The sequence below is a fragment of the Runella aurantiaca genome, assembly GCF_003339505.1.
GTDB classification, from domain to species: Bacteria; Bacteroidota; Bacteroidia; order Cytophagales; family Spirosomataceae; genus Runella; species Runella aurantiaca.
Genome location: NZ_QPIW01000005.1, coordinates 18,629 through 43,439, shown reverse-complemented (window position 1 = coordinate 43,439; position 24,811 = coordinate 18,629). Strand labels below are relative to the sequence as shown.

Here is a 24,811-nt window from a genome sequence, read left to right as displayed (position 1 = left end):
TTTTATTTATTATCTGCACCTTTGTAATAATTGGGAAGTTCAAAAATATTCATTGTTGAGCCAGTAACCTTTTGTCCTAGAAAATAAAAGCTATCAGCCATGTCAATATTGTACTTGGTATCAATCAATAAATCAATATATTGCAACCAAAAGAAAGTTAATTTTGCTACTTTTCCTATAAATTTAGAGCGAAATAAGCCTCTTATAAGATACTCAATGGTCCACATAAGATGTGTTCCTACACCGCAGATTACCCCCGATTTTATTTCAGTGAAATTTTTAAAAAGATATCTGTGTCCACTATGAGTAAATCTAGTGAAATCATATGCTGCTTCATGAACTTGTTCTAGAAAAGGTGTTTCGGAATAAATAAATCCACCGGGTTTAAGTACTCGTTCTATTTCACTTACAACGATATTTGGACTAACAACATGCTCTAAAACATATTGAATTATCACCGCATCAAACGATTCATCTTTTAAGGGAATATTGTGTGCATCTGCTATAAATGTTATATTCTCTGAATAATAAACATCAAATGAAATTATATCTATTTTGTTGCTTTTATAAATTGGAGAGGTTCCTCTACCAATTGTGCCGCCCCCGATAATTAATAATTTAGATACATGTGAACTTAATTCTAATTTTTCTTGCAATAAAGCTATATTCTTAATTGTAGATCTAGGAGTTGGTGAAACTAAAGTTTTGAAAATATTCAAAATGATATTTTTTGAATATTTTGGCCTATCAACTTTACTTTCAATATTATTAGCTTCATAAGATGTTTTAGAACAAATTGAGTCTCCAAAATCAATGAGAATTGGAATGCTTGCGAGGTTATTATTTGATGTTATTGTGAATTTAGAATCACTCTTTATTAATTCTAATATCTCGTGATATTTTTTAAGCATATTCCATTACTTTTAGATAGAAAACATTTTTATTATTTTTTGAAATAATATTTTCGATAATTTTTTTGTTTCTTGTTTCTTTTTTTGGAGATATATTACTAATGTTAAAATATTCCTTATGGAGATAATTGTAATTTAAAGTATTAAAGTCTCCAATTTCAATTAAGTCAACTATTGGTGTAATAGAATATGATAAATATTCCATTAATTTAGTAGGGCATGCAACTCGGTTAAGTATATGGTCATCTCTTAATACAAACCCATAATGTGCAAGTTGATAAAAATATATTAATTCGGAAGGGTGAAGTGATAAGGTTACTACATTTTTTATATTATTTTTGGCGATAATTTTTTTAGTTTCTAATATGTTGTTTGTTAATATGAAATACTTTATGTTACTATAATTGTTTTTAGAAATAATATTGAATGTTTCATCTATTTTTTGCCATTTGTGAATGCCACCACTGTAAATTACGACTATATCATTACTTGTAATAGAGTATTTGTCTTTAATTGAAATAATTTTGTTGTGTTGTATTTCATATTGGTTTAATATTGTACTTGGTAATATTGTATAACATATCATTTCTTTTTTATATGAAGGATATTTGTTCTTATAAAAAGACGCCATCGCATTAGTAACAGAAACTAATAAATCAATTTTTTTAAAAGCAATTTTTTCTATTAAAGCAAGACAAATAAACATTACATAGTTTTGGTTATAAAGTGATTGTTCGGGGTCAGTACCATGTATATCTAGTATTAGCTTGTATCTTTTTCTTAAAAAAAGTAGAGGGAAAATAATCCTTGCAACCCTTCCAAGTGTGTGACAATAAATTATTGTACTACTGGCACATAGTTTTATGATTGATAGACAATGAATGAAGAAATTTAAATAATAAATTGTAACTGTATCTTGTTTTAAAATTTTCTTTTTTAAATTTTTTGTAAATGAAATGTCTAAGTATAATCTATGATTTTCCTGAAAAATTTTATCTATAGCTGCAACCCTACTTACTAGACCATCTTTGATATTTTGATTTGTTGGGAATGGTGCAACAAATGTTATGCTGTTATTAATTTTCATTGTTATTTTTTTTTATTAAAAAATCAACAATCCTTTGTGATGCCTTTCCATCTCCATAGGGATTGTTTTTTTTTGAAAAAGAATTGTAATAAGTATGATTTCTTAAAAGTTCATTTGAGACTGAGGTAATTTTTTCACTATTAGTTCCAACTAGAATAACTGTGCCAGCAGTAACAGCTTCTGGACGTTCAGTGTTATCCCGCATTACAAGTACAGGTTTGCCTAGACTAGGGGCTTCTTCTTGAATACCACCACTATCAGTAATTATAAAATAACATTTATCCATTAACCAAACAAAAGATGGATAGCTTAATGGTGTAATTAATGAAATATTGACTATATCATTTAATTGAGTATTTACAACCTCTTTTATATTAGGATTTAAATGTACAGGAAATATTATTTGAACGTCAGGATTGTCAATTGCTATGCCTTTTAATGCTTGACAGATTTGTAAAATGCCTTCACCAAAGTTTTCTCTTCTATGACTTGTTACTAATATTATTTTTTTGGTAACAATTATTTCTGTAAGATATTTAATTTCTTTGTTATTAAAATTTTCTTGATTCACAATTTTAATACTCTCTTTGAGAGCATCAATTACTGTATTACCTGTTATAATGATATTAGTTTTTTTTATTTTCTCAGAAATTAAGTTCTTCTGTGATAATTGTGTAGGTGCAAAATGATAATCAGTTAATTTAGATACTAATTGGCGGTTGATTTCTTCAGGAAATGGGGAGTATTTGTTATATGTTCTTAATCCAGCTTCTACATGGCAAATTTTGATTTTTTGTAAAAATGCTGCATATGATGCGCCTAAGCAAGTAATTGTGTCACCATGTACAAAAATATAATCTGGTTTAAAATCAAAGTAAACTTTTGAACATTCAGTAATAATTTTGGCAAAAATTTCTTCTAAAGTTTGATTAGGAGACATTAAATTTAAATCATAGTCTGGCTTAATATTAAAAAAGTCCAGAACATTATCAAGCATTTCTCTGTGTTGAGCAGTAATACATATTTTTGTTCTAAATTGATTATGATAATTGTTTAAACATTTAAATACAGGTGCCATTTTTATGGCTTCGGGTCGAGTACCAATTACTATTAATACTTTTTTCATTTTATTTTAAGAAGCTTTAATAAGTTGCATGTATATCACACCACATCGTTTTAATTCCATGTTTTAGCATCGTATTTCCGTAGCTCATTATTAAATCTTTTGTTATTTCAAAATCTAACCATTCACCTTCAAGATATTCGCCAAATGGACCCGAGCAATCTTTAAAATAACCTAAATTAAAAGATTTTTTTAAACTTAAACATTCTTTAATACGGAGAGCCTTTTTGTTGATCTTTGAATAGATATTTTTTTTTAATAAAAAATCATTTTTAATATAAGTACTGTTACTTATATTTTGTAAACTTGATTGATCAATTACTTTGAATTTAGTATATCCTATTTGTTTTAATAAAGTTAAAATAGATAACCAAATGTCATATAGTTCCTTTTTACTACTTATATTTTCGGCGGTATGACCTTCATTTGAAATATTGTTAATTTCAGCAGATATGAATTTGGGAAGTAAACTAGGAAAGCCTTGTAAAGATTTTAATGCTATATAGTCATATCCTTCAATATCAATCTTACAGTAATATGGTACTCCATACTTCTGAAATAGAGTTGATAACTTTGTCGTATTTACTTCGATTTTTAGGACAGTGCTTCCTCTTTCAGCCATATTTTTTTCTAATGAGCTTTGGATGCTTTTGTTAATACTTATATAAAAAGGAACTACTCCAGAGTCTATTTCAGAAATGGCAAAATTCAATATCTGTAACCTATTATTTTCTATTGGCTTACTCATTTTTTTTTTTGCTTTTCCCACTAGGAATGTATTTGCTTCAACAGCTATTACATTGTAGCCTTTGTCTAAATACATTTGAGTGTCATATCCTAAATGCATACCAATGTCGTATATTAAATTATTTTTCACTTTAATTTGAATTTTTCGTTTGGATAATTAAATTATATAAATTTCCAATTTGGAATAGATTTAGAAACTTTTCATCTAAAAGTTTAAAGACTTGTCTAAAAGTACTTATTATCATTAGAATATCGATAATTAATAATCCACATGCAATTGCAGTTAGGGTGAACTTTTCAATGAATAAAATAATTACAATGTACCCAAGTATTGATGCTAAAAAAAAATGGACTGCTAATTTTATGTGTTTATTTCCTCCAACGAGAACTGCCGAACTTGAATGCCATGTACATTGAATTAATAATGAAAATAATGAAATTTCAAAAAATGGAGAAATGATTTCTATTTTCTTATTATACAAAAGTAGCCCAATTAATTGATTTGCAGTTGTATAAGTTATCACTATTGAAATGAAAGCTATAATAAATGTTGATAATATTGCCGACTTATGCAGTGTTTTTGCTGTTTGAATTTCATTAAATTGCAATAAACGTGCATACTCTGGATATAGAGGTAGATTAATCAATAACGGTAGTTGTTTAACTACTTTAAGTATAGTGCTCAATGCAAAAAATCTAGCTACATATGTACTTCCTAAAAAACTTCCTATTAGTATAATTGGCCCATTGTAATACATTAAATAACCAATATTTAAAAACATATTACCTAAAGCTGGCTTTAAAAGTTCTTTTATACTTGATTTTTTTATTAATAGTAAATTAGGGTTAATCCATTTGTAGTTATAGGCTAGATCGTACAGAATATATGCTAAAATTATAAATCTGCAAAAAAGCATACCAGCTGATACCTGAATAACTTTCCCATTTAAAGTTAGTATTGTTATAATGAAAACAAATTCCAAAATTTTTGCTAAGCTATCAATATTTTTTTGTTTTGTGAATTTTAGGCTTGCTGTATATATGCCACTTAACAAATTAGTCTGTAATAATATCAATACATATAATAAAATTAAAAAGAGCGAAACTAAAAGTTCATTACTTAATATTATTTTAAATTTACTTTTTTGAAAAAAAATAAAAAATAGAAATAATGAACAAAATATAATCCCTGAAAATATTGTTAGAATAATCCAGCAATTTATTAACCATCTATTTGCTTCTTTAAAATTTTTTGTCTCTAAAAAAAAAGTTATTTTGTTGCTTAGTGTTGTACTTATACCTAAGTCTCCCATTGTTAGGTACTGACTAATTGTATAAATTATTAACCATTCTCCGTAATAATTCTCTCCCCAAAAAAATACAAAAAAAAATATACAACTAAATTGGATTACGAAATTTAATAATTGATTTATCAAATTCGCTCCAATTCCACGGGAAATACGCCTTATTATTGATTGATTTTTCAAAAAAATAAATTATTCTTATTTGTTTACTAAGATTTTTTTACACAAGAAAAAAAATAAATTTTTATTGATGTAATTTATAATAATTTTGAAACGAAGGTATAAATTTAGCTACTATTACTAATATTACTCCAAATATTGAGAATAGAAATATTAGCATTATCCTTTTGGGCTCACTCTTTTTCAATGGTATCTTCGCGGGCTCTAACATCTTAAAAACGGGCGTTTCTTCTTCCACTCTTATCCTTGCCTGTTCGTACTGCTGAACCAATCCGTTGTAGACATTTTGGGCGAGCATAAACTCTGATTGCAGGCGTTGTTCAGTTATTTTGGCTGAATTCATCACCAAGAAGCTATTGCGGTCACGATAACCTGCCAGCGCGGCTTCGCTACTTTGATATCTTGCTTTTGCTTCATTAACTTGTTTTTGTAAGAATGTCAGTTGTTTACGTGCTTTATCTGTTCGGTAATTGGTCACGTATTCTTTAAGGTATTCCACGGATAATCGAGCTACGGTTGCTGCTACGACTGGGTCGGGCATTTTGGTATTAATGGTAATTATCCCCGTTTTGCGATCAAAGGCCGTTACAACCCGTTGTTGGATCTGCTTTACCAAGGCTTCTTGTTTTTGAGTAAGTTCTACCGCCTGACTCGATTGCGTGGGGTCTAGTTTAGGTTTTTCTTCCTCTTTAGAATCAAATAATTTACTAAGCCAACTTTCATTCAAGGATTCAAAATAGTTTTTCAGGCTAAGCGTTTTTTGAGTCGACGAGACAAAAACTTTTTGATCAAGTAAATATAAGGCAAAAGGAAGACTTTGGGTAACACTTGGATAAAGATCGGGACGGATGGCTTCGGTACTGTTCATTTGAGAGAGGTCTATTCCAGCCAATCCTGCTAAGGCACCCAATCCCCCTATTTTACCCAACGAACTACTGGATGCAATTTCGGGTAATACCACTGCTTTTGATTCAAATTCTTTTTGGGCAGTAAAGGCATAAATGGCCCCTAACACACCAAAACCTGCTCCCCAAAGCACCATACTGCGTAAATTACTTTTAAAAAAATGAACGATATCAGTAACGCTAATCTCAATTTCATTGGAAGGGACAGAGTGGGTATGTGATGTTGAATCTTGCATAAATTGATTTTGAAGAATCAATTGGGTTAAATTGATGACGTGGCTTTTTATAAAAAGTCACGAATGAGTAATTATAATCTTGAAATAAGTGTAACCGCGGCCAAGATTAAGGTACTGGTAAACGACAGAATGACGGGGCCTGTAAGGTCAGAGCGCCGTTCATCTTTTGGTTTATAAGGAACTGAGATAACACTTCCAGGTTGGATTTTTGGACGAATGTTAAAGAACAGAAATTTACGCGTACGCTCGGTATAGCCGTTGGCGTAGGTCACATATACACGACTTTTCATGGCACGGTCTCCGTATCCTCCCGCCTGTGATAAATAATTTTCGTAGCTAAATCCTTTTGAATAATTTACGACAGAAGGATTGAGTACTGCACCGTCAATTCTTACTAATTCGGAACGCTCGGGAACGAAGATGGTATCACCTTCTTCTAAGATAATATTGCTTTCAAGGGCGGGGTTATCGACAATCCTTTGTATGTCAAGCGCAATTCGCCCGCCGTCTCTTCTGAATACCGCATTGGGAAGATAACCATTTAATTTGGGACCACCAGCGCGTTCTAATAATTGCGTCACCCGTTCGCTGTTGTTTTGGATGGCGTAGGTACCCGGATAATTTACTTCTCCCAATATTACTACGCTTCGTTGTTTGTCATAGCGTGTTGATTTTCTGATGTATACAATGTCAAACGGTTGAAGTTTAAATTCTTTATCAGCGGGTAGCAAAGATAAATCGCGGTTTATTTTTAAGGTAATAATTTGGATGGTTACGTTTTCGGCAACGTCGGGTAGATTGTTGTCTTTGATGCGTCGCGCAATCTCAATCCGACTGTCAATCGCACCGTCGGTAAGACCGCCTGCTTGGGTAATTAAATCCGAAACGGTCATTGCTTCCGCAAAAGGAAAGTCGGAGGGATTGTTAATTTCTCCCACGATGGTAACAAAGTATTCCTCTCGTAGATTTTTTATGGATGATATAACCACACTGTCTTGGTTCTTTAGCTCAATATCGGGCAGTTCATTGGACAGTACTTTACCTAAAGCGACGGCAATTACCTCAGGTTCGCGGTTGGGTTTTTCGCGGTGAATCAAGGCTCGGTTCAAAAAAGCATCTTCTCGCACGCCTTCCGATTGGTTGATAAGGTCTTTAAGCGTCTTGAGGTTATCGCCAAGGGCGTATTCTCCTGGACGTGAAATGGCCCCTTCAATAACCACTTTGTTGTCAAATCGCTCCAATACCTTGCCCACCATGATGGCATCGCCGCTTTGGGGAAGGAAAGTTGCGTACTCATTTTTAATAACCGTCACTACTTTACGCGCCTTGTCGGTGTTGCGACGCATGGTTATGGATGCCTGATAGGCGTGTTCATTAAAACCACCCGCCAAATCGACCAACTGTTGTAGGGTTTCACCCTTTTTTAGTTCATAAATAGCAGGGCGTTTTACTTCCCCGTCCAGTTCTACGCGGGTGAGGTAAAACGGTACTTGAATGATGTCTTGATCTTGTAAAATAATGTTATCGGCCTGACTGGCCCGGAGCAGAAAGTCATAAATATCAATCGTACGAACAACTTTGTTATTTCGTATGACGTTTATGGCGCGAAAAGAACCATTTTTATTGGGCCCTCCGCACAGATAAAGGGCGTTGAAAGCGGTGGCCAAAGAGGACACTGTATAGACTCCAGGTTTTACCACCTCACCCGTCACCATTACTTTGATGCTTCGAATGTTACCCAAATTGATGGAGGCGAAAGAACCACTGGAGTTTAGACCCGCGTAGGATTGTCGTAACCGACCGACAATTTTGTCCCGTGCTTCTTCAATCGTAAGGCCACTCACGTAAATCGGGGCTAGATTCAACACTTTAACCGTTCCTTCGGGGCTGACTTTCAGGCGATAAGAGCCTTTGGCGTCACCGTAAATTTCAACGAGCAATTCGTCATCGGGACCTAATTGGTAGTTTTTGGGAGTAGCAATGCGCAGGCTTGGCTCAAAAGTGAGTCCTTCGGTATTAAATAACTCACTACCATATACTTTAAGTGGCTCTTTTTTAGGAATTTTTAGGGTATCCTTTTGAATATCGCGCTTGCTCAATTTACCGATTTGTTGCCGGCTAAGTTTCAGCGAATCAGTGTCTGTAAGGTCTTCTTTGTTTTCTTTGTCTTGTACTTCAGCGAGCCGCTTACGCATGAGAGAGATGTCAGAGAGCGTAAATCCCTGTGCTAAAGCCGCTTGTTCGATTTGCATTTCAGACATTCCGCTTGCTTTGGCTTTTTCATAGAAGGCTTTCACTTGGGAATCACTCAATTGCTCTACTTTAGATGGAGTTTGTGCATTAATTCCCAATGTTAAAGTTAAACAAAAAAAACTGAAGAAGAAAAATCGAATTTGTGGAGTCACAGGTTCCTTGGTCTAGTTTGTAAAGTAGGTGTTGATGCCGAAATAATACCGCAGAATTGCCCAATTATTTCTAAAAATCTTGAATTAAGATAAATTCTGCTCAAAAATAGGGAACAAATTCATACTATCGAAAAAATATTACTTTATTTTACTTAGCGGTTCATTTATCTTTGTCAATAAACCTAACTCTTTTCTCGCTTTATGCCCAATTCTACAACTAAACAATTTAAACAATCCTTAGGTCTGCTCGATGCCACGATGCTCGTTTCTGGAGCAATGATTGGTTCGGGCATTTTTATTGTAAGTGCCGACATGGCACGTATGCTTGGCTCAACGGGCTGGCTTTTGGTCGCTTGGGTGTTGACGGGCGTAGTGACTGTGGCGGCAGCACTAAGTTATGGCGAATTAGCAGGTATGATGCCCAAAGCGGGAGGGCAGTATATCTATATTCAACGCGCTTTCGGGCCTTTGACAAGTTTTGTCTACGGTTGGACCGTTTTTATGGTGATTCAAACGGGCACTATTGCCGCCGTTGCCGTGGCATTTACCAAATATTCGGCGGTGTTTTTTCCAAAACTGAATTTTCAGAATGCCGAAAATGTGTTATTCAGCCTTGGACCGATAGACGTTTATGCGGGTACTTTTTATGCCATTGCGTGTATTGTGCTCCTTACTTATATAAATACGCAAGGGGTAAATGCGGGCAAGTTGATTCAAAATATTTTTACTTCCACTAAGCTGGTCGCTTTGTTTGGACTGATATTGATTGGTATAGGTTACGGCCTTCAAAGCGGAGTACTGGAACAAAACTTTGAAAATGCGTGGGATGCGAGTCGCGTGTCGAAAGAAACCGGAGAAGTGACGATGATTTCGGGGATGGCCTTGATTGTGGCACTAGGAGTGGCAATGATTGGGTCGCTTTTTTCTTCGGATGCTTGGAACAATGTCACGTTTATTGCGGCTGAAATCAAAAACCCCAAGAAGAACATTCCGTTGAGCCTTTTGTTGGGGACGCTGATTGTTACGGTATTGTACGTATTAGCCAACATTGCTTATCTGTGTATTTTACCCCTAAAAGGTTCAAGTACGGGGGCGGATGTGATGGCGCAAGGAATTCAATTTGCCGAATATCCCACCGACCGGGTCGCGACCGCTGCCATGTCGGTCATCTTTGGAAGCTCGTCGGCGGGTATTATGGCCGTTTTGATTATGATTTCTACGTTTGGCTGTATCAACGGGTTGATTCTGGCGGGTGCTCGTTTGTATTATGCCATGGCGCAGGATGGCCTATTTTTGAAACAGGCGTCCAAATTGAACGAAAAATCGGTACCCGGTAAGGCGCTGTGGGTGCAGTGTATTTGGGCTTCATTGCTGTGCTTGTCGGGGAGTTATAATCAACTGCTGAATTATTGTACGTTTGGTTCTTTGATTTTCTACATGGTTACCATTACGGGAATTTTTGTGCTTCGCCGCCGTGAGCCTACTACTGAGCGTCCCTACAAAGCGGTGGGTTATCCTTTTGTGCCTATTTTTTACCTTGTGGTTACGATGGGAATTTGTTTGATTTTATTGAGCGATTCCAATACCCGTTTTGATACTGGGATGGGGTTGTTGATTGCGGCTGTGGGTATTCCGGTTTATTACATCACCAGAAAATCGGGAGGCGGCAAAAAAGCAATTTAAAATCCTTATTCAACGCAAGCAGGTAAAGCAAAAATTCAGCAGTATGGAAAAGAACAAACCCTCCATTCTTAACGCTTGGTGTATGTACGATTGGGCCAATTCGGTACATTCACTGGTCATTGTTTCGGCCATTTTTCCGATTTACTTCAGCAACACGGCAGTCAATGCGCAGGGGGGACCCGACGTGGAATTTCTCGGAATGACCGTTAATAATTCCGCGCTTTTTTCGTTTGCGGTGTCGTTTGCCTTTTTGTTTATTGCTTTGGTAAACCCCATTTTGGGAGCCATTGCTGATTTTAGCGGCAGCAAAAAGCGTTTTATGCAGTTTTTTGTGTATTTGGGGGCATTTTCGTGTTTACTTCTTTATTTTTTTAATCGTGAAAACCTGGAACTTGGCGTCGTAGCGTTTGCCATTTCTCTGATTGGTTGGTCGGGTAGTATCGTCTTTTATAACGCGTACTTGCCCGAAATCGCGACCGAAAACCGCTATGATAAGCTCTCGGCCCGGGGCTTTACGATGGGCTACATCGGAAGTGTACTTTTGTTGATTTTCAACCTTACGATGCTCATCAAACCCGAATGGTACGGCGGGATTGACTCGGGTACTGCTTGTCGGATTTCATTTGTAACGGTGGCAGTTTGGTGGGTGGGTTTTGCCCAGATTCCTTTTTACTATTTGCCAAACGGCACTCCGTCGGGGTTGAAGCGGGAAGGGGGATGGATTTGGAATGGCTTTAGAGGACTCAAAAAAGTATTGGGTGAATTGAGTCATTTGCCCATTACCAAACGTTTCTTGGTGGCCTTTTTCTTCTATAATATGGGTGTGCAGACCGTTATGTACATCGGCACAATCTTTGGAAGCAATGAATTGCATTTGCCCGACAATGCCCTGATTGTAACCATTTTATTGCTTCAACTTTTGGCCATTGTGGGGGCGTATTGTGCAGCAGTGCTGTCGGGGAAATGGGGAAATACAAGTACGATTTCGGGGATTTTAGTGATATGGATTGGTGTGTGTATAACGGCTTACTTTGTCACAACCGAAGTGCAATTTTATGGATTAGCCGCTGGAATTGGGTTTGTCATGGGCGGGGTTCAGTCGCTTTCCCGTTCTACTTACGCCAAGCTTTTACCCGACAACACGCCCGACACGGCATCTTATTTTAGTTTTTATGATGCCTGCGATAAGTTCTCCACTTTTTTGGGGACGACCATTTTTGGCATCATCACCCAAGTATCAGGGATGCGAAATAGTCTTTTGTTTTTGGCGTTGATTTTTGTGATTGGGTTGCTGATTTTACGTCGAATTCCCTCACAAAAAATTTACCGAAGCCCTTTGAGTACTTCCTAAAGTTAGTATCTTTGCGCTCCAAACGAGGAATAATGCAGGCAATTACGCTATCGTTATTTCTCCTTTGATATAAAAATAGGATCTTAGCTCAGTTGGTTCAGAGCGCTGCCTTGACAGGGCAGAGGTCATCGGTTCGAGCCCGTTAGGTCCTACATTTAGCCGTAACTTTCTAGTTTTTAGCGAGTTGCGGCTTTTTTGGTTTTGGGTAGATTTCTGATGCCTGCTTACATTTGCTCACCACTATCCCATAAGCGGCAATTGTTTTCGGATAAAATACCAAAACTTTGGCTTGAGTACTCACAAGTCATTTCACTACTTCATTGACTTTTTGTAGCCATATTCCCTGCCCGTAGCAGCTCCAATGCGTATCGCTGAGGGCGTATACTTCGGTAGAATGTTGATTGAAAAGTCCCCATACATCTATGATGGGCGTACGGAGTGCTGGGTGGTTTTGCACCCGCTCCACCAAATGATTGTAATTACCCATTTCTGGCGCTACGATGCTGGTTTTGTTGGGAATGATGGCCAGATAAACTTCATCAAAGCCCAGCGAACGATAATATTCCTTCGTCGCATTTACGCCTTTGATTAGCTTGTTAAGTTCTGTATCTGGAAAAGGATAGAAAGAAGAGGTGATACGGGTAGAGTCGGTATCCCAACAAAACAAAATGTTTTTGCCGTCGGGCGAAATCGCTACTTGGTCGTTGTGGCGACCAAACCAAGCCAAATTCAGCGCCGCTTTCCACTCTTTTATTTTCAAGAAAAAATCACTTGAAAACACAAAACTAGCCAATGCTTCTTCGCTTTCATGAAGGATGGCGTCCCAACTTTTGGGTTGGGGGGCTTCGTTGGTAGTCGGGCTTTTGACGAATGCTTGGCTGATTTTTAGGGTTCGAACGGGCACCGCAAAATGTTCTCTGAAATGCCGTTCTACGGTTTCTAAGATTAGGATATTTCGTTGTTCGGGGTTCAATTGTACCTCCAGCGAGTCATTCCAGTGGGTCCGCAGGTAAGTTTTAACGTTAAAATCACGTTGGTCGATGCGCTGTTTTTCGGTAAAACTATCTCCGATGATGTAGAGCGCGATGTTGTTTTTGGACGGAGTATTGACGAATTTTTTCGGACAAGCTTCCGTCCGTTCTTTGAACTGGGGCAAATTGGAAAGTCGGTATAGATCACCGTAGCGGTACGAATCTTCGGTGAGCCCCAATTCCAGCGCTCCACGGCTCAGGATTGGGTGGCAACCTATGACCCAAAGCAGTGAAAAAAAAGCAAGACAGATGTATTGAAGGACTTTTTTCATCGTGCTGTAATATTGAAATTGCGCGTCTCGCTACCGAATCTTCAAAGACCAGGTTTGTAATTTTTTATTGGCGTAGCTGTGAATCAACAGCTTATTGTAGCCTTCGACGAGATTGACACGTATCGGGATTTCACTCGGAATGGGCTTATCGCCGATTTGAGTACCGTTTAGGTTGTATAGCGTTGTAAAATTACCCGATTTTACGCTTAAAAACTTTACTTCCGAACCCAAAAAATGATATTGTACATCGTTGCGGAACGGAATAAGCCCTTGAGCCGAAAACAGTTCTTTGCCTTGCTTGTCAAGTACCGCAAACTGGGTTTCAGATTCGCGGAACAAAATCCAGTCACGGTTGTTGATGGCGGCCCGGGCCCGGAAGAAGGAGGTAGGATCGGAACGGAATAACTGCACCTTTCGCTTGACTTGCCCACCGAGCGTTATTTCAAAAAGTTCGCCGTATTTACTGATGCCAATGAGGGTGGTGGTGCCGTTTTCAGGGGTAAATACCCCAAAAAATGGCCCCGAAAAATTGGTATTCAATTCCAGTTTATAAGGGGAAGGAATCACGCCAGATTCGCTGATTAAGCCCACCTGACCTGAGCCCTGTGTAAACAAAAAGTGACGTTTTCCCATGTATTCTACTTCGTTGATGGGCAGCAGCAAGTCAACAAAGGGGCGGGAGCGATTCAGTACAACAGGCGCTTGATTGGGGCTGTTCCAGAGGTATAAAAAGCCTTCTGTATCAATTACTAAGAATCTAAAACTGCCTTCAATGCCACTTTCTAGGCGCTGAAAACTCCGAATCGTGCGCCCAGCTGGGAGCGTAATGGGGGGCAGCGATAGATAGCGTTGGCGGTCGTCTTCATCAATGACATTCAGGCTTTTTTGCGTTGCAAATACGTATTGTAGTCGGCCTATACTCAGAAAATCGACCGAATATATATCTCCCACGATTGGGGCGTCTAACTGCGTAATTTTACGCTTATTTTCTTCTAATAATGGATTCTGTAATTCGCGTGATGGCGTGACTACAATGGTTTTTTCGAGACTACTCGGATAGTTGCGAACGAGGTAAATTCCACCCGCAGGAGGCGTTTCAAAAGGTTTCTCCTGTTGTAAAAATACTTTATTGAGGGTTTTGGCACTCGTAGCTTTGTTTAATCGGCCAAATGTGAGCGAGGAATAGGCTTTCCCGTTCTTATAAGCGGATTGGAAAACCAACTGGTCAAAGGGGAGTTTTTCGGTAATATCATAGTTGAGATTCGTGAATAAATAATTCATAAACCCTGTACCCATGTACTCTTTGCTTTTGCGCGGGTTGACAATAAAGGTAAGATTGGAAGCGCCGAGAGTCGTTTTTAAAAAGTTGTTATAAAGCGATGAATTGGCCCATGTTCGCTGGTATTCCAAGTCAATGAGATAATCTTTAAGTACTTGTGAATCATTGGCGTAGACCACAAAGTTTTTGTGAAACGCCACATAACATTTGGGAAATCCTTTGAAAAGCCCGCCAAAAAGAACCGCGGGTAACTCATGCCAATTGATATTGTAAACGTATCCTCCTTGAAAAGGCTCGAAGGGCGTGCCGGTGTTTTTGTTGAAAAGTACGGATAAACGCTTGAAAAAGGGTTCGAGTCCATTTTTGGGTTGAACCTGTTGTAAGATAATCTGTCCTTTGGTGAGGGAGTTGTTGGGTTCCAACTGGCACAGAATGAGTTCTTTATTAAAACTTCGATAAAATGTATCCAATCGAGCATTTCCGATGAGGTTCAGCAGTTGTTTGCGCGAACGATTGACGGAATCAGTGGATAAGGCTTCCAGTTGTGGGCGTAGTTTTCGGACAAAATTGTCTGAATTTTCAAACCCCAAACGGTACATCACCGCCGTAGTATTTGGGATAAAAAAAGTATGGTTAAGCGGACTGGCTTTCTGGTCATTTAGGGCTTCAACGTAGCCTTCCAGTCTTACTTTTTTTCCTTGTGAGGTAAGGGTGGAATTTTTGGTTGAGAAAAATTTATCCAAGTGCAAGCCTTCGGTACCTGGAAGAAACGACAAAAAATAAAGCAAGCCTGCGTCGGGACTGGTAGCGGCTTCGCGTCGAATGGCTTCCGATAGTACAACGTTGTCAAGGTAAATGCTCAACTCACTGCTTTCTTGTTTGATACTTTCAAAGCGACTGGTATTAGTGGTTCTCAGGGGGCTTTGGGCAAACCGTACCCAATCTTCAAGCACATCACCCGAAACGCACGAAACCAAAAAGTTATTAAAGAAAGTATACGCAAAAATAGGCTCTGAGAGAGGATTGGTGACGTCGTAAATTTTTTGTCCGCTGTGAATGTGCGACGTTACCCGCACGTTTTTGGAGGCGGGTGCTTCCAGCCACGCATAACTTTGGAAAGCCTCCATGGGCAAAAAAACAAGGTAGGCAAACCGCCCACCAGCGGTTTTTTGCAAAACGTACGTAATTGACTGCCCTTTTAGAAGGTTTTCGGCGCGGGCTTTGTCATCGCTCAACTGACGAAACATATCCACTTGTCGAGCAGCAAGGTTTAGAAGTGGTACCTCACGCATTTCGATGCCTCCTCGCTGAACCTTGTACGTGGTATCTTGCAGGTGTCGGCTCTGAATCAGAAAGAAAGCGTTTTCGGGCAACAATTTCCAGACGGATGCCGAATACATTTGCCAACGCTGAAAGCCCCACCATCCTGACAGCAACACCACCAGCGCAATAACAACAATTAGCCCTCTTCTTTTCATAGGTTAGGTCATAGTTTGTAATTCATAGTTTGAAAATTAGATAAACTATTGACTATGAACCATAAACGTCTTTATTTCGCCTTGATTGCTTTCACTTTTCCGTTGAGATCAAGACGGAAACGAAGCAATTCTTTAAAACTTTGAATACACACTTTTAAGAGCTTCCAACGTAAAATAGAAACCGTGCCTGTTAAACGTTCTTTGTGGGTAATGGGTATATCAAATGTATTTTCGCCCGCTTTTTTAGCCATTACTGCCAGAAAGATATTCGGAGCAAAAGGCTCAGGATTAGGCAATTGTGCCAATAGTTTCTTAAGAAAACTTCCTTTGATAAGGCGGAACGGAATGTTGGCATCATTGATGAACGTGCCGTACGCGAAGAAAATAGTGTATTTCAAAATGCGCGTAATGACCAATCGGGCAGGGGCATCATAGCGTATTTGACGATAGCCCATAACAAAGCTAGAATCATTCCGTTTTTCCCATAATTTGAGCACATCTTCGGTGACGAACTGGTCATCACTATCGGTTTGAAAAACCCACTCAGAGTTAAGTTCAGCCGCTTTTTTATATCCGTTAACAACGGCATTTCCATGACCGCCGTTGGGTTGGTGTACCACTAACAAATTATCAATTTTTGGAGCCAGGCCATCTAACAGAACTTTGGTGCCATCTTTGGAGCCATCGTTGATAACAATAAGTTTGGTTTCTTTGCCGGGGAACGTATTTTTAAGAAAGGAGGTCCACATAGTAACTACCTGCTCAATACATTCTTCTTCATTATAGGCAGGCATGACAATCGAAAAATATAAACTCATTATCGGGATTGTTAATTGTTATCAGTTTAAGGAAAGTTGGATTCTTTTTGTTAAAAACTCGGCAAAACTACTCAAAAAATGACTCTTAGCCTACTGTACACGGTTAAGCTTTTATTTAATGGACTTGATAGTAACATTATTTCAGGGTGCATATTTGTCTTTCAATGCATTAATGGGCTTCTCAATCAGGTACCAAGAAGCGGATGCTACAACGACGGTGAGCGCAAATAGAATTAAAACGCGAAGCTGGTGCATATCCTGAAAACCTTCAATGTTTCGACCTAGCTTATTGAAAAGCCGAACCACTGGGTGGTTGGCAGGCGAATGGTAATGATTATAAACGAAGTTATGGTAAACATAAAGACCGTAACTGATTTTGCCTAAATAATTGCTGACGGGGTTCTCCAAAAACCACTTGAACCATCCTTTGTAGCCAATAATAGCGCCTCCAATCAAAAACATAAAGAAAATAGAGGCTACAAAACGTTCCCAAACGTTGACGTAAACATTATTGTCTTGCGTAATTCCTGCTTGGGTGGCTTGAATGGATAGGACAAAAACAATGCCCAAAGCCGCCAAACTCAACCACAAATAAAGACGATTGGTGAAGAGTTTTTGAAAAACGGCAGGTTTGTAAAGCTGGGCGTAAGCCATCAATGCCCCAAAGCCAAAAGCATCTAAGGCGGCGGGCATGGTGACGTACGAAACATACCAAGGCTGCCCCGTCCATAAAAAATAGGCGCGTAGCAATACACTCAGCCCGATAAGTACCGTAAAAAAGGGAATGACAAAGCGGCGAGGAATAAAGAAAATCAGGACTGGGAAAAAAATGTAAAATTGCTCTTCAACGGCCAACGACCAAAAATGGTCCGTAACGCCCAGCCACGTTTTTTTGAGCACAATGTAAATGTTGGAGGCGTACAAAAACTGCCATCCTTCTTTGCCCCGCACGGATGAGTCATTTAATAACCACAGAATGATTAAAGAAAGGTAATAAATAGGGAAAATACGGATCGTACGCCGGATGTAGAATTTCTTCAAATATTGCCCCAAACCTCCCGACTTCGTATAGTTTTTGTCTTTACTACTGAGCAGAATGCGTGTAATTAAAAAGCCGCTCAGAACGAAAAATAAATTCACGCCTAATTTGCCAAAAGGCAATTGATGGGGTTCGGGCATCCAGTGGTCCCAAAGTACTAAAGCTACGGCTATAAATCGTAACCCATCCAGTTGAATCAAATAATTATCCTGCGTTTTTGCCGACATAATTTAGCTTGTTATCGGCGAAAGATGCACCCCTTTGGCCAATCATTTTTTTTAGGTATTACCAATTTGTTTTTATAACTGCTTTTTTCACGTCCTTGAATGTCATGACCTCACAATCTGCGTTTTCCAAATACAGTTTGCCTTTTCGGTCATAATGCAACCAGCGTACCCGGTAGGTTCCGGGAATAACTTCGGCGGCCTCAATACGCGCGGTTGAACCTTTGATGAAAAATCGGTTGTAATTGACAAAATTCCGCAGTGAATGCTTACGCGCCTGTTGGGTTGGGAAGATGTATTGGTGCTTTTCATTCGACAAAAGCACATACAAGCCCCCATCGCGGAGGTCATAAAGGCGGTAATTGGGTTGTTTCAGTTCCAATAAAGAGTCATTGGCAGAACACGCCTTTCCACCAGCCACAATACTATCTTTGGGAAGGCTTATTTTCTCCAAAAACAATTTTGGCGCTTGATATATCTTATTCGTGGCGGGGGCCTCATTGCGCCAGTTAAAACTAGTGCTTATTAGATATTTGCGTAGCTGAATGGCGTCGTACAAATGATAATGCTGATTGCAGGCGTATAAAAACCCCGCACTTACCACAAAGGTAACCGTCAAAACCTCCCGAAAGCGTGAACTTACAAGGCGGGTCAGATAGGCGATATTAAAGCTTACCAATAAAGCTGAGTAGAGTTTATAGCGACTCATCAGCATGATATCGGAACCTAAACCAGTACGTGAATAAGTGACAATCAGTGCAGTAGCCAACGCAAAAGCAACTCCTCCTAAATAAAAATAGTCAAATTCGTTTAATACAAAGTGGCGCTTCCAATAGCTTCTCAGGATGTAAAGCAGCATACTTAGGCTTACAAATAATGACAAAGCCCCAAACCAAAGTGGCATTTGAAAAGGAAAATTTCCAAAGGGAAGTCCCTCGAAGATCGAGCCACAAAAAAGCAAAAAACCCCGGATAAAAGACTGAAAACTGCCCGATGCGCTCAAATCAGTGGGCGGGCTTTGATAATCCCAAAAATAAAGGACAATGCTCAAAATGCTGAATACCGTCCAGATAGCGGCAATTTTCCAACGCTTTTGGAGCAATAAAACGCCCAATGCAAGGGGGAAAATCAAGATGCCATTGCCACTGGTGAATACGCCCATAAATGCCATCGGTAGGGCCCACCACCAGTACTTGTCGCCTCGACTTAGCCGCCAGAAGGTTAGCACAGCCCATGCCACCACCCATAAGTTTTGAACGGCGGCCATGCCCCAAAAGGTATTTTCCCAAAAAGCCAGTGAAAACCAAAGCGTTGCAATGGGCAAGGCGTACCAAACGGCTCCGGGCAAGGGTTTAAAAAAACGGGTAAGCAACCACCAAATCACCAACAGGGCTAAATTCCCGAAAAACATCAAATGCTCGTAATTGAGATGGCCGAAGATTTTATAGTCAATCACGGCAATTAATCGGGTCAGGGCTACCCGGTGCTCGTTGTGCTGACGGTAAATTTCGTATACTTTTCCGCTAAAACTCTCGGCTTTATCAAAATTGAGTAAGGTAGCTTTAAAGGCGTGGTCATCCCATTTTGGGATATTAATGGCATAACGATTCCAAAGCTGATAATACACAAATATCAGGGCAAACGTAACCAGTAAGGATGCCAATGATCTTTTGTTCATCAACTATGGGGGTGATTAGTGTGCAGCAGCCGTGATTCGGCAAATGACCGTAAGACGTTCACGATGTTTTTAACATCCAGCCCCGATTGGGTTTGGTGGTACTGTTGACTTCCGTAAAGCCCGTTGGGGTATCCTTGGGCCGACAATGACTGAAAACGCTGCGGATGAATCCCCGCTTCGAGCAGTTTTACCGAGAGTTGTTGGCCTAAACCGCCGATACTTACGTGCTCTTCTACCACCAGTATATTTTCTGCCTGTCGCAGCTCTCGGAGGGTAGCGTCAGTGAGTTGAAGCGGGAGGCTAAGTGCGGTATAAACGCTACAACTGGCCTGTAATTCAGGCTCTTGAAGTGCTTTTAATACATTGGCCGCAATGGGTCCTAAAGCAATAATGGCGGTTTGGGCATTGGGCGCGTGCACTACTTTTTTCAACGACCCCGACAACACCGCTCCTTCGGGAGTGAGTGGACCCACGCCGAGGCGCAAGTAGGCGGGGTGTTTTTCGTGAACTATCTGCGTTAAAACAGGCTCAACCTCGTCGCTAAAAGCTGGAATCCATGTTTTTACATTTTGTAAACTGCTCAGGCAAGCCAAATCTTCGATGGCATGGTGCGTACTGCCCATGATGCCGTAGCCGTACCCACCACCGTTGCCGACAAGAAACACGGGCAGATTGTGAAGGCAGGCATCGTTGCGGAATTGTTCGAGGCAACGATACACCACAAAGGGAGCAATACTGTAACAAAAAACTTTGTAGCCTTTGTAAGCCATTCCTGCGGCTACGCCTACCATATTTTGCTCGGCTACACCAGCATTGATGAAGCGTTTTCCCAATTTTTCCTGTAAATTTTCTAGGGCATTATATCCTAAATCACCAGTAATGAATACGATAGATTCATCGGCGAGTGCTAATTTTTCAATGGCGGCTGAAAATTCTTTGCGCATAACTAACGGTATGTTGCTCCAAGAGAGCTTACTTCAGCGTGAAGTGGCTGTCTATAGAATGAAATAGCTGCAAATTAAGCAAAATTCAAAAGGCTACCCAAATTCAGCAGGCTAGTAAACGAGATTACTCTCCTGAACGGCCTCAAAAGTAAAGGGCTGCCATTTGAGTTCTAAAGTATTATTTCTACAGTACGCAACCCCGATTTGGTAAGTTCCCGTTGGGAAATGCCGATAGGTCAATTCCCTGTGGAATTGAGGATAATAGTAATTCTCTCCCATGAGCACCAGCCGTATACTTCGGCGGTCATACGTGGCTGATACTAAATACGTGGTTGATGTTGTAAGGTTTTTAAACGCTACAAAATAATCCTCAGAGGCACCAAATGGGCGCAATTTGGACGCAGAGCCCATAATTTTGAGCATTTTTTGGCTTTTATTGTGCTCAATCTTAAAATCAGGAACTATTTCGTTTTTGACAATTACTTGGGAAAAGGGAGAATCGGTAATGCGAAAATTAATACTTTTAGCCGCCTTGTTCATGATTAGTTTAGAGGATTCTTCCCAGTAAGATGTATCTCGATAGATAAACCACTGATTGCTCGTGACCCAGTTGTATTGGGCCGTAATGTATTCTCGTTTATACTGAGCGAAAATACTATAAAAATGAAAATACGAAAGCATAAAAATGCCCAGAATACTCCCCAAAGTCAGCGCAAAAAGAAGGGATTTTGATTGTAAATAACGCAGGGCCATGCAATAGGTGAGGACCAAGCCAACTACTGAATGAATACGGTAGCGGTTGATATGCGCAAAAATCTGGTCTTTATCCACGCGTGAAATGCAAAGTAAAAAGCCTGTCAAGATAAAGAAAGTGAGGCTTCCGAAAAGAAACTCTTTAAATCGACGCTCACTTTTGTTAACCTTCTGAGGGGGGAGGTTTGGCTGAATCCAAGCCTTGATTGTCAGAAAAAATAAATAGAGGAAAGTGGCTAACACCAATCCGCCTGCCAGTACCGAAGCGGAGTCATTTAGATTGAGAGGTCTAAGCCATTGTTCATCCCAATTGAGAGCGGAGCCCAGAAAAACCAGTAAGTTGAGAAAAATATATTGAGGATGATTGATAAGATTGTGGATTGGATTATTTCGGTTTTCGTATTGTTGATAGTCTGAAAAATATACAAGTAAGATTGAAATGGTGAATATGCTCCAAATCAGAAGCTCTTTCCAACGCTTTTGTATCATCAACAACCCTGCACCTGCCACCAAGACTAAGACTCCGTTACCAAACGTATACGTACAAAGGGCGGCCGCACCTAAGGCCAACCAGAAATGAAGGTTATGACGGCTTGAAAGCCAATGAATTGTCAAAAGAGCAAAAAAAGAAACAGAATTGTAGGCGAGGGTAGCCGCAGGCCACAGCACCCCATCGTATGAGTAACAGGGTTGAAATAATAAAAGAGATATTGGAATAAGATAATAAATGGAATGGCCAGCAAGCTTTAATTGTTGCCAACTAATAATGAAAATACCGACTAAAGATAAGTTGCCTAAAATGGTAATGATGTAAAAAGAGACCTCTCCCGATAGAAGATACTGGCTTAATACAATGAGTCTTGTATAAAAAAGGCGGTGTTCCACAAACTGTGCGCTCAGGAGTTTCCACTTTTCAACAAATCCATCTTTTGCGGAAACATATTCAGATAGAAAGTTGAGAATCAAATCAAAATCATCTCCTTGTGGAAGATTAGTAGTAAAAAATATTAAAAAAATACAAAAAAATACAAAGGGAAGAATTGCAAAAATGAAGGAAAGTGAGGAAGTAGTAAATTTTTGTTTCATCAAATACGCAAAGTAAGGTGGGTAGGGGATTTGCCACCGCTGACTTTATTGGTTAACTGCTTGGCGTGCGAATTGCAGGATGCAACAAAAATATACTAATAAGATTTATGTCCAAAATATTTTGGTGCATATTGGGATAAAAAAGGGTAAGGTTTAATGGTAAACGCTCATAAAATCAACCATTTTCAAAACAACTTACTTTAAAAAACTGAAGAAGCCGCCAACAGAACCCAATAGTTACTTGGTTCTGTTGGCGGCTTCCTCTTTTGGTATAATTTGGTTATTTCTTCCGCTGTTTTACCAAGGTCATGATTTCATCCGAAGTACGAAATGTTTTTTCGCCTTTTTGAATTTTTGTACGAATAAACTTGGGTCTTTTTTTCGTCTCCTCAAAAATCTTGCTGATATATTCTCCTAAAAATGAGATGCCTAGCATGGTTAGTCCTCCAAAAAGAGTAATCAGGATAATAACCGTCGTGAAGCCTTGAGGGGTATCAGGGGCGAAAAAGTATTTCGCCAATATTTGGTAGAAAATACCCAGAATAGAACAGGCAGTAAGACTAAAGCCCGCGTAACTCATGAGTTCTAAAGGTGCAAAGCTGAACGAGAAAATGGCTTTCTTGGCCCACCAAATATTTTTTCGCCAGTTGTTGGTCGATACGCCAAACATTCGCTCGGGACGCACGTAGTCAACGCCCGTTTGCTTAAAACCTACCCACGCCCGCAGGCCGCGCAAAAACTGCTCGGTTTCGGGCAGGGCTACCAACTCCTTAACCACTTTGCGGTCAATCATGGAGAAATCGCCCGCGTCGCGAGGAATGGGGATATAGCTGAGGTTTTGGAAAACTTTGTAAAAAGCTTTGTAAAAAAAGTGAATATGGGGCTTCATTTCGCGTTGAACGCGCACGCCATACACCACATCGAAGCCATTTGACCACTTTTCATAAAAATGAGGAATCACTTCTGGCGGGTCTTGTAGGTCGCCGTCCATCAACACAACGGCGTCGCCCGTTGAAATTTCCATACCGCTCAAAAAGGCCGATTGGGAACCGAAATTCCGCGAGTGCGTGATGCCAATAACGTTGGAATCACGTTGACAAATGGCGTTGATTACTTCGTCCTGATTGTCGGGCGAAGCATCATTGACAAAAATGATTTCGTAACGTACTTTAAGTTCATTGAAGGTTTTGACCAAACGCTCATACATAAACGGAATCGCCTGAGCATCTTTGTAGCAGGCAATGATGGCCGTAATCACAGGATTAAGCTTTGGATTGGCAAAAGCGGGCAGAATCCGTTCTTCGTATTGGTTTGCTTCCTGCCATTCTTTGTTCAATCGCAGCCCGTCGCTGAGCGAGGTGCGGGCTTTCCAGCCCAAGTCTTTTTGGGCTTCGGTGGGGTCGCCGTACCAATCTGATAAATCCCAACCACGATTGGGCATACTTCCCCAGACCGGTACATCCGTCTGACCAAAGGTCTGACGGGAAGTTTCGACCAGTTCGCGCATGGTGGTTTTTTCACCCGTTGCGATGTTATACGATTTGCCCGAAATGGTTGTATTTACCTTTAATGCCGCGTCCAAAAATGCTTCTACGCAATCATCGGCGTACACAAAATCGCGGCTTATATCGGGAGAAACCAGCGGAGGATAACCACCTTTGCGGGCTTCTTCAATCAAGCGGGGAATCAACCTGTCGGGCTCTTCCCAAGCGCCGTAAATGGAATAAAGGCGTAGATTAAGGGCTTTTCGTTGATGAACTTTGGCGTAAAACTCAATCAAATACGCCGCCGAGACCTTCGAAACGGCATAGTGACTGTTGGGTTTAACGGGATCGGTTTCTTTGGGAGCCGCACAGTTGAACCCGTATTCAGAACTGCTGCCAGCGTGAATGTAAACCGTTTCGTCGGTACAGTTTTCTAAAATATTGACCGTTCCGATGACGTTGGTCTCGTAGGTCAGATTGATGTTTTTTTGCTTGCTGTACGCTCCGTAAGCGGCCAAATTGAAAATGGTTCTGGGCTTGTACTGCGCAAAAGTCTGCTCAACAGAGTTGTTTGATAGAATATCGCAGTGAACAATATTTTCAAAAGGAATATCCAACAATTTTAAGCGCCAAGCTTTGGTGGCGTCGTGCGTGAGGGCGTAGACATCCTTACGAACTTTGAAAATGTCTTTGAAAAGATTGGCTCCGATAAAACCACTGGCTCCAAATACAAATATGGGCCCTTTAAGCTGAAGTATTTTTTCCTGATAAATCAAAACGAATGTGATTTTGG

The 24,811-nt window shown here is 39.7% G+C and carries 17 protein-coding genes and 1 tRNA gene; 3 read left to right on the top strand and 15 right to left on the bottom strand.

The annotated features are described in order from the left end of the window. Positions 1-2 precede the first annotated feature (2 nt). The 7 genes from DVG78_RS08420 to DVG78_RS08390 form a co-directional block, all read right to left on the bottom strand. Positions 3-911, bottom strand: coding sequence for a class I SAM-dependent methyltransferase (locus tag DVG78_RS08420; protein WP_114460662.1), 909 nt, complete (start codon positions 909-911; stop codon positions 3-5). Then, entirely contained in the window at positions 904-1,998 is a 1,095-nt protein-coding gene (locus DVG78_RS08415; protein ID WP_114460661.1) for a glycosyltransferase family protein, read from the bottom strand. Before DVG78_RS08415 ends, DVG78_RS08420 begins: the two co-directional genes overlap by 8 nt. After that, a complete protein-coding gene (gene wecB / locus DVG78_RS08410; protein WP_114460660.1) occupies positions 1,988-3,124 on the bottom strand; it encodes a non-hydrolyzing UDP-N-acetylglucosamine 2-epimerase in 1,137 nt (378 codons plus the stop codon). Before wecB ends, DVG78_RS08415 begins: the two co-directional genes overlap by 11 nt. Positions 3,125-3,140: 16 nt before the next feature. After that, entirely contained in the window at positions 3,141-3,998 is an 858-nt protein-coding gene (locus DVG78_RS08405) for an FkbM family methyltransferase (protein WP_114460659.1), read from the bottom strand. A gap of 1 nt (position 3,999) precedes the next feature. Beyond that, on the bottom strand, positions 4,000-5,181 hold the full coding sequence (locus tag DVG78_RS08400) for an MATE family efflux transporter (protein ID WP_114460658.1): 1,182 nt from the start codon (positions 5,179-5,181) through the stop codon (positions 4,000-4,002). Between the two features lie 235 nt (positions 5,182-5,416). Then, positions 5,417-6,514: a GumC domain-containing protein gene (locus tag DVG78_RS08395; RefSeq protein ID WP_229598168.1), complete on the bottom strand. Its 1,098-nt coding sequence runs from the start codon at positions 6,512-6,514 to the stop codon at positions 5,417-5,419. A 50-nt stretch (positions 6,515-6,564) separates the two neighbouring features. Then, positions 6,565-8,844 carry an SLBB domain-containing protein gene (locus tag DVG78_RS08390; protein ID WP_229598167.1) on the bottom strand — a complete coding sequence of 760 codons (2,280 nt, stop codon included), beginning with the start codon at positions 8,842-8,844 and terminating at the stop codon, positions 6,565-6,567. A gap of 255 nt (positions 8,845-9,099) precedes the next feature. Between DVG78_RS08390 and DVG78_RS08385 the strand changes: the two genes are divergently transcribed. From DVG78_RS08385 to DVG78_RS08375, 3 genes are all read left to right on the top strand, one after another. Further along, positions 9,100-10,581: an APC family permease gene (locus DVG78_RS08385; protein ID WP_114460656.1), complete on the top strand. Its 1,482-nt coding sequence runs from the start codon at positions 9,100-9,102 to the stop codon at positions 10,579-10,581. A 43-nt stretch (positions 10,582-10,624) separates the two neighbouring features. After that, positions 10,625-11,932 (top strand): MFS transporter, encoded by a 1,308-nt coding sequence (locus tag DVG78_RS08380; protein ID WP_114460655.1) that lies wholly within the window; start codon positions 10,625-10,627, stop codon positions 11,930-11,932. Between the two features lie 77 nt (positions 11,933-12,009). Continuing rightward, positions 12,010-12,084 (top strand) — tRNA-Val (locus DVG78_RS08375). Between the two features lie 152 nt (positions 12,085-12,236). On the opposite strand, the gene DVG78_RS08370 is transcribed toward DVG78_RS08375, so the two are convergent. The 8 genes from DVG78_RS08370 to DVG78_RS08335 all read right to left on the bottom strand — a co-directional run bounded on the left by DVG78_RS08370 (position 12,237) and on the right by DVG78_RS08335 (position 24,794). Continuing rightward, positions 12,237-13,235, bottom strand: coding sequence for an alginate O-acetyltransferase AlgX-related protein (locus DVG78_RS08370; protein ID WP_114460654.1), 999 nt, complete (start codon positions 13,233-13,235; stop codon positions 12,237-12,239). Between the two features lie 30 nt (positions 13,236-13,265). After that, positions 13,266-15,992, bottom strand: a complete 2,727-nt coding sequence (locus DVG78_RS08365) for a hypothetical protein (protein ID WP_114460653.1) — start codon at positions 15,990-15,992, stop codon at positions 13,266-13,268. 71 nt (positions 15,993-16,063) lie between these two features. Beyond that, complete coding sequence (locus DVG78_RS08360) at positions 16,064-16,810, bottom strand: glycosyltransferase family 2 protein (RefSeq protein ID WP_114065221.1); 747 nt, start codon at positions 16,808-16,810, stop codon at positions 16,064-16,066. A 141-nt stretch (positions 16,811-16,951) separates the two neighbouring features. Beyond that, positions 16,952-18,076 carry an acyltransferase family protein gene (locus tag DVG78_RS08355; RefSeq protein WP_114460652.1) on the bottom strand — a complete coding sequence of 375 codons (1,125 nt, stop codon included), beginning with the start codon at positions 18,074-18,076 and terminating at the stop codon, positions 16,952-16,954. Between the two features lie 58 nt (positions 18,077-18,134). Continuing rightward, a complete protein-coding gene (locus tag DVG78_RS08350; RefSeq protein ID WP_114460651.1) occupies positions 18,135-19,751 on the bottom strand; it encodes a DUF2029 domain-containing protein in 1,617 nt (538 codons plus the stop codon). After that, entirely contained in the window at positions 19,751-20,695 is a 945-nt protein-coding gene (locus DVG78_RS08345) for a transketolase family protein (protein ID WP_114460650.1), read from the bottom strand. The genes DVG78_RS08350 and DVG78_RS08345 overlap by 1 nt, the downstream gene beginning before the upstream one ends. Positions 20,696-20,806: 111 nt before the next feature. Then, entirely contained in the window at positions 20,807-22,414 is a 1,608-nt protein-coding gene (locus DVG78_RS08340; RefSeq protein WP_147277022.1) for a hypothetical protein, read from the bottom strand. Between the two features lie 400 nt (positions 22,415-22,814). Further along, positions 22,815-24,794 (bottom strand): NAD-dependent epimerase/dehydratase family protein, encoded by a 1,980-nt coding sequence (locus tag DVG78_RS08335; protein ID WP_229598166.1) that lies wholly within the window; start codon positions 24,792-24,794, stop codon positions 22,815-22,817. Positions 24,795-24,811: the final 17 nt, after the last annotated feature.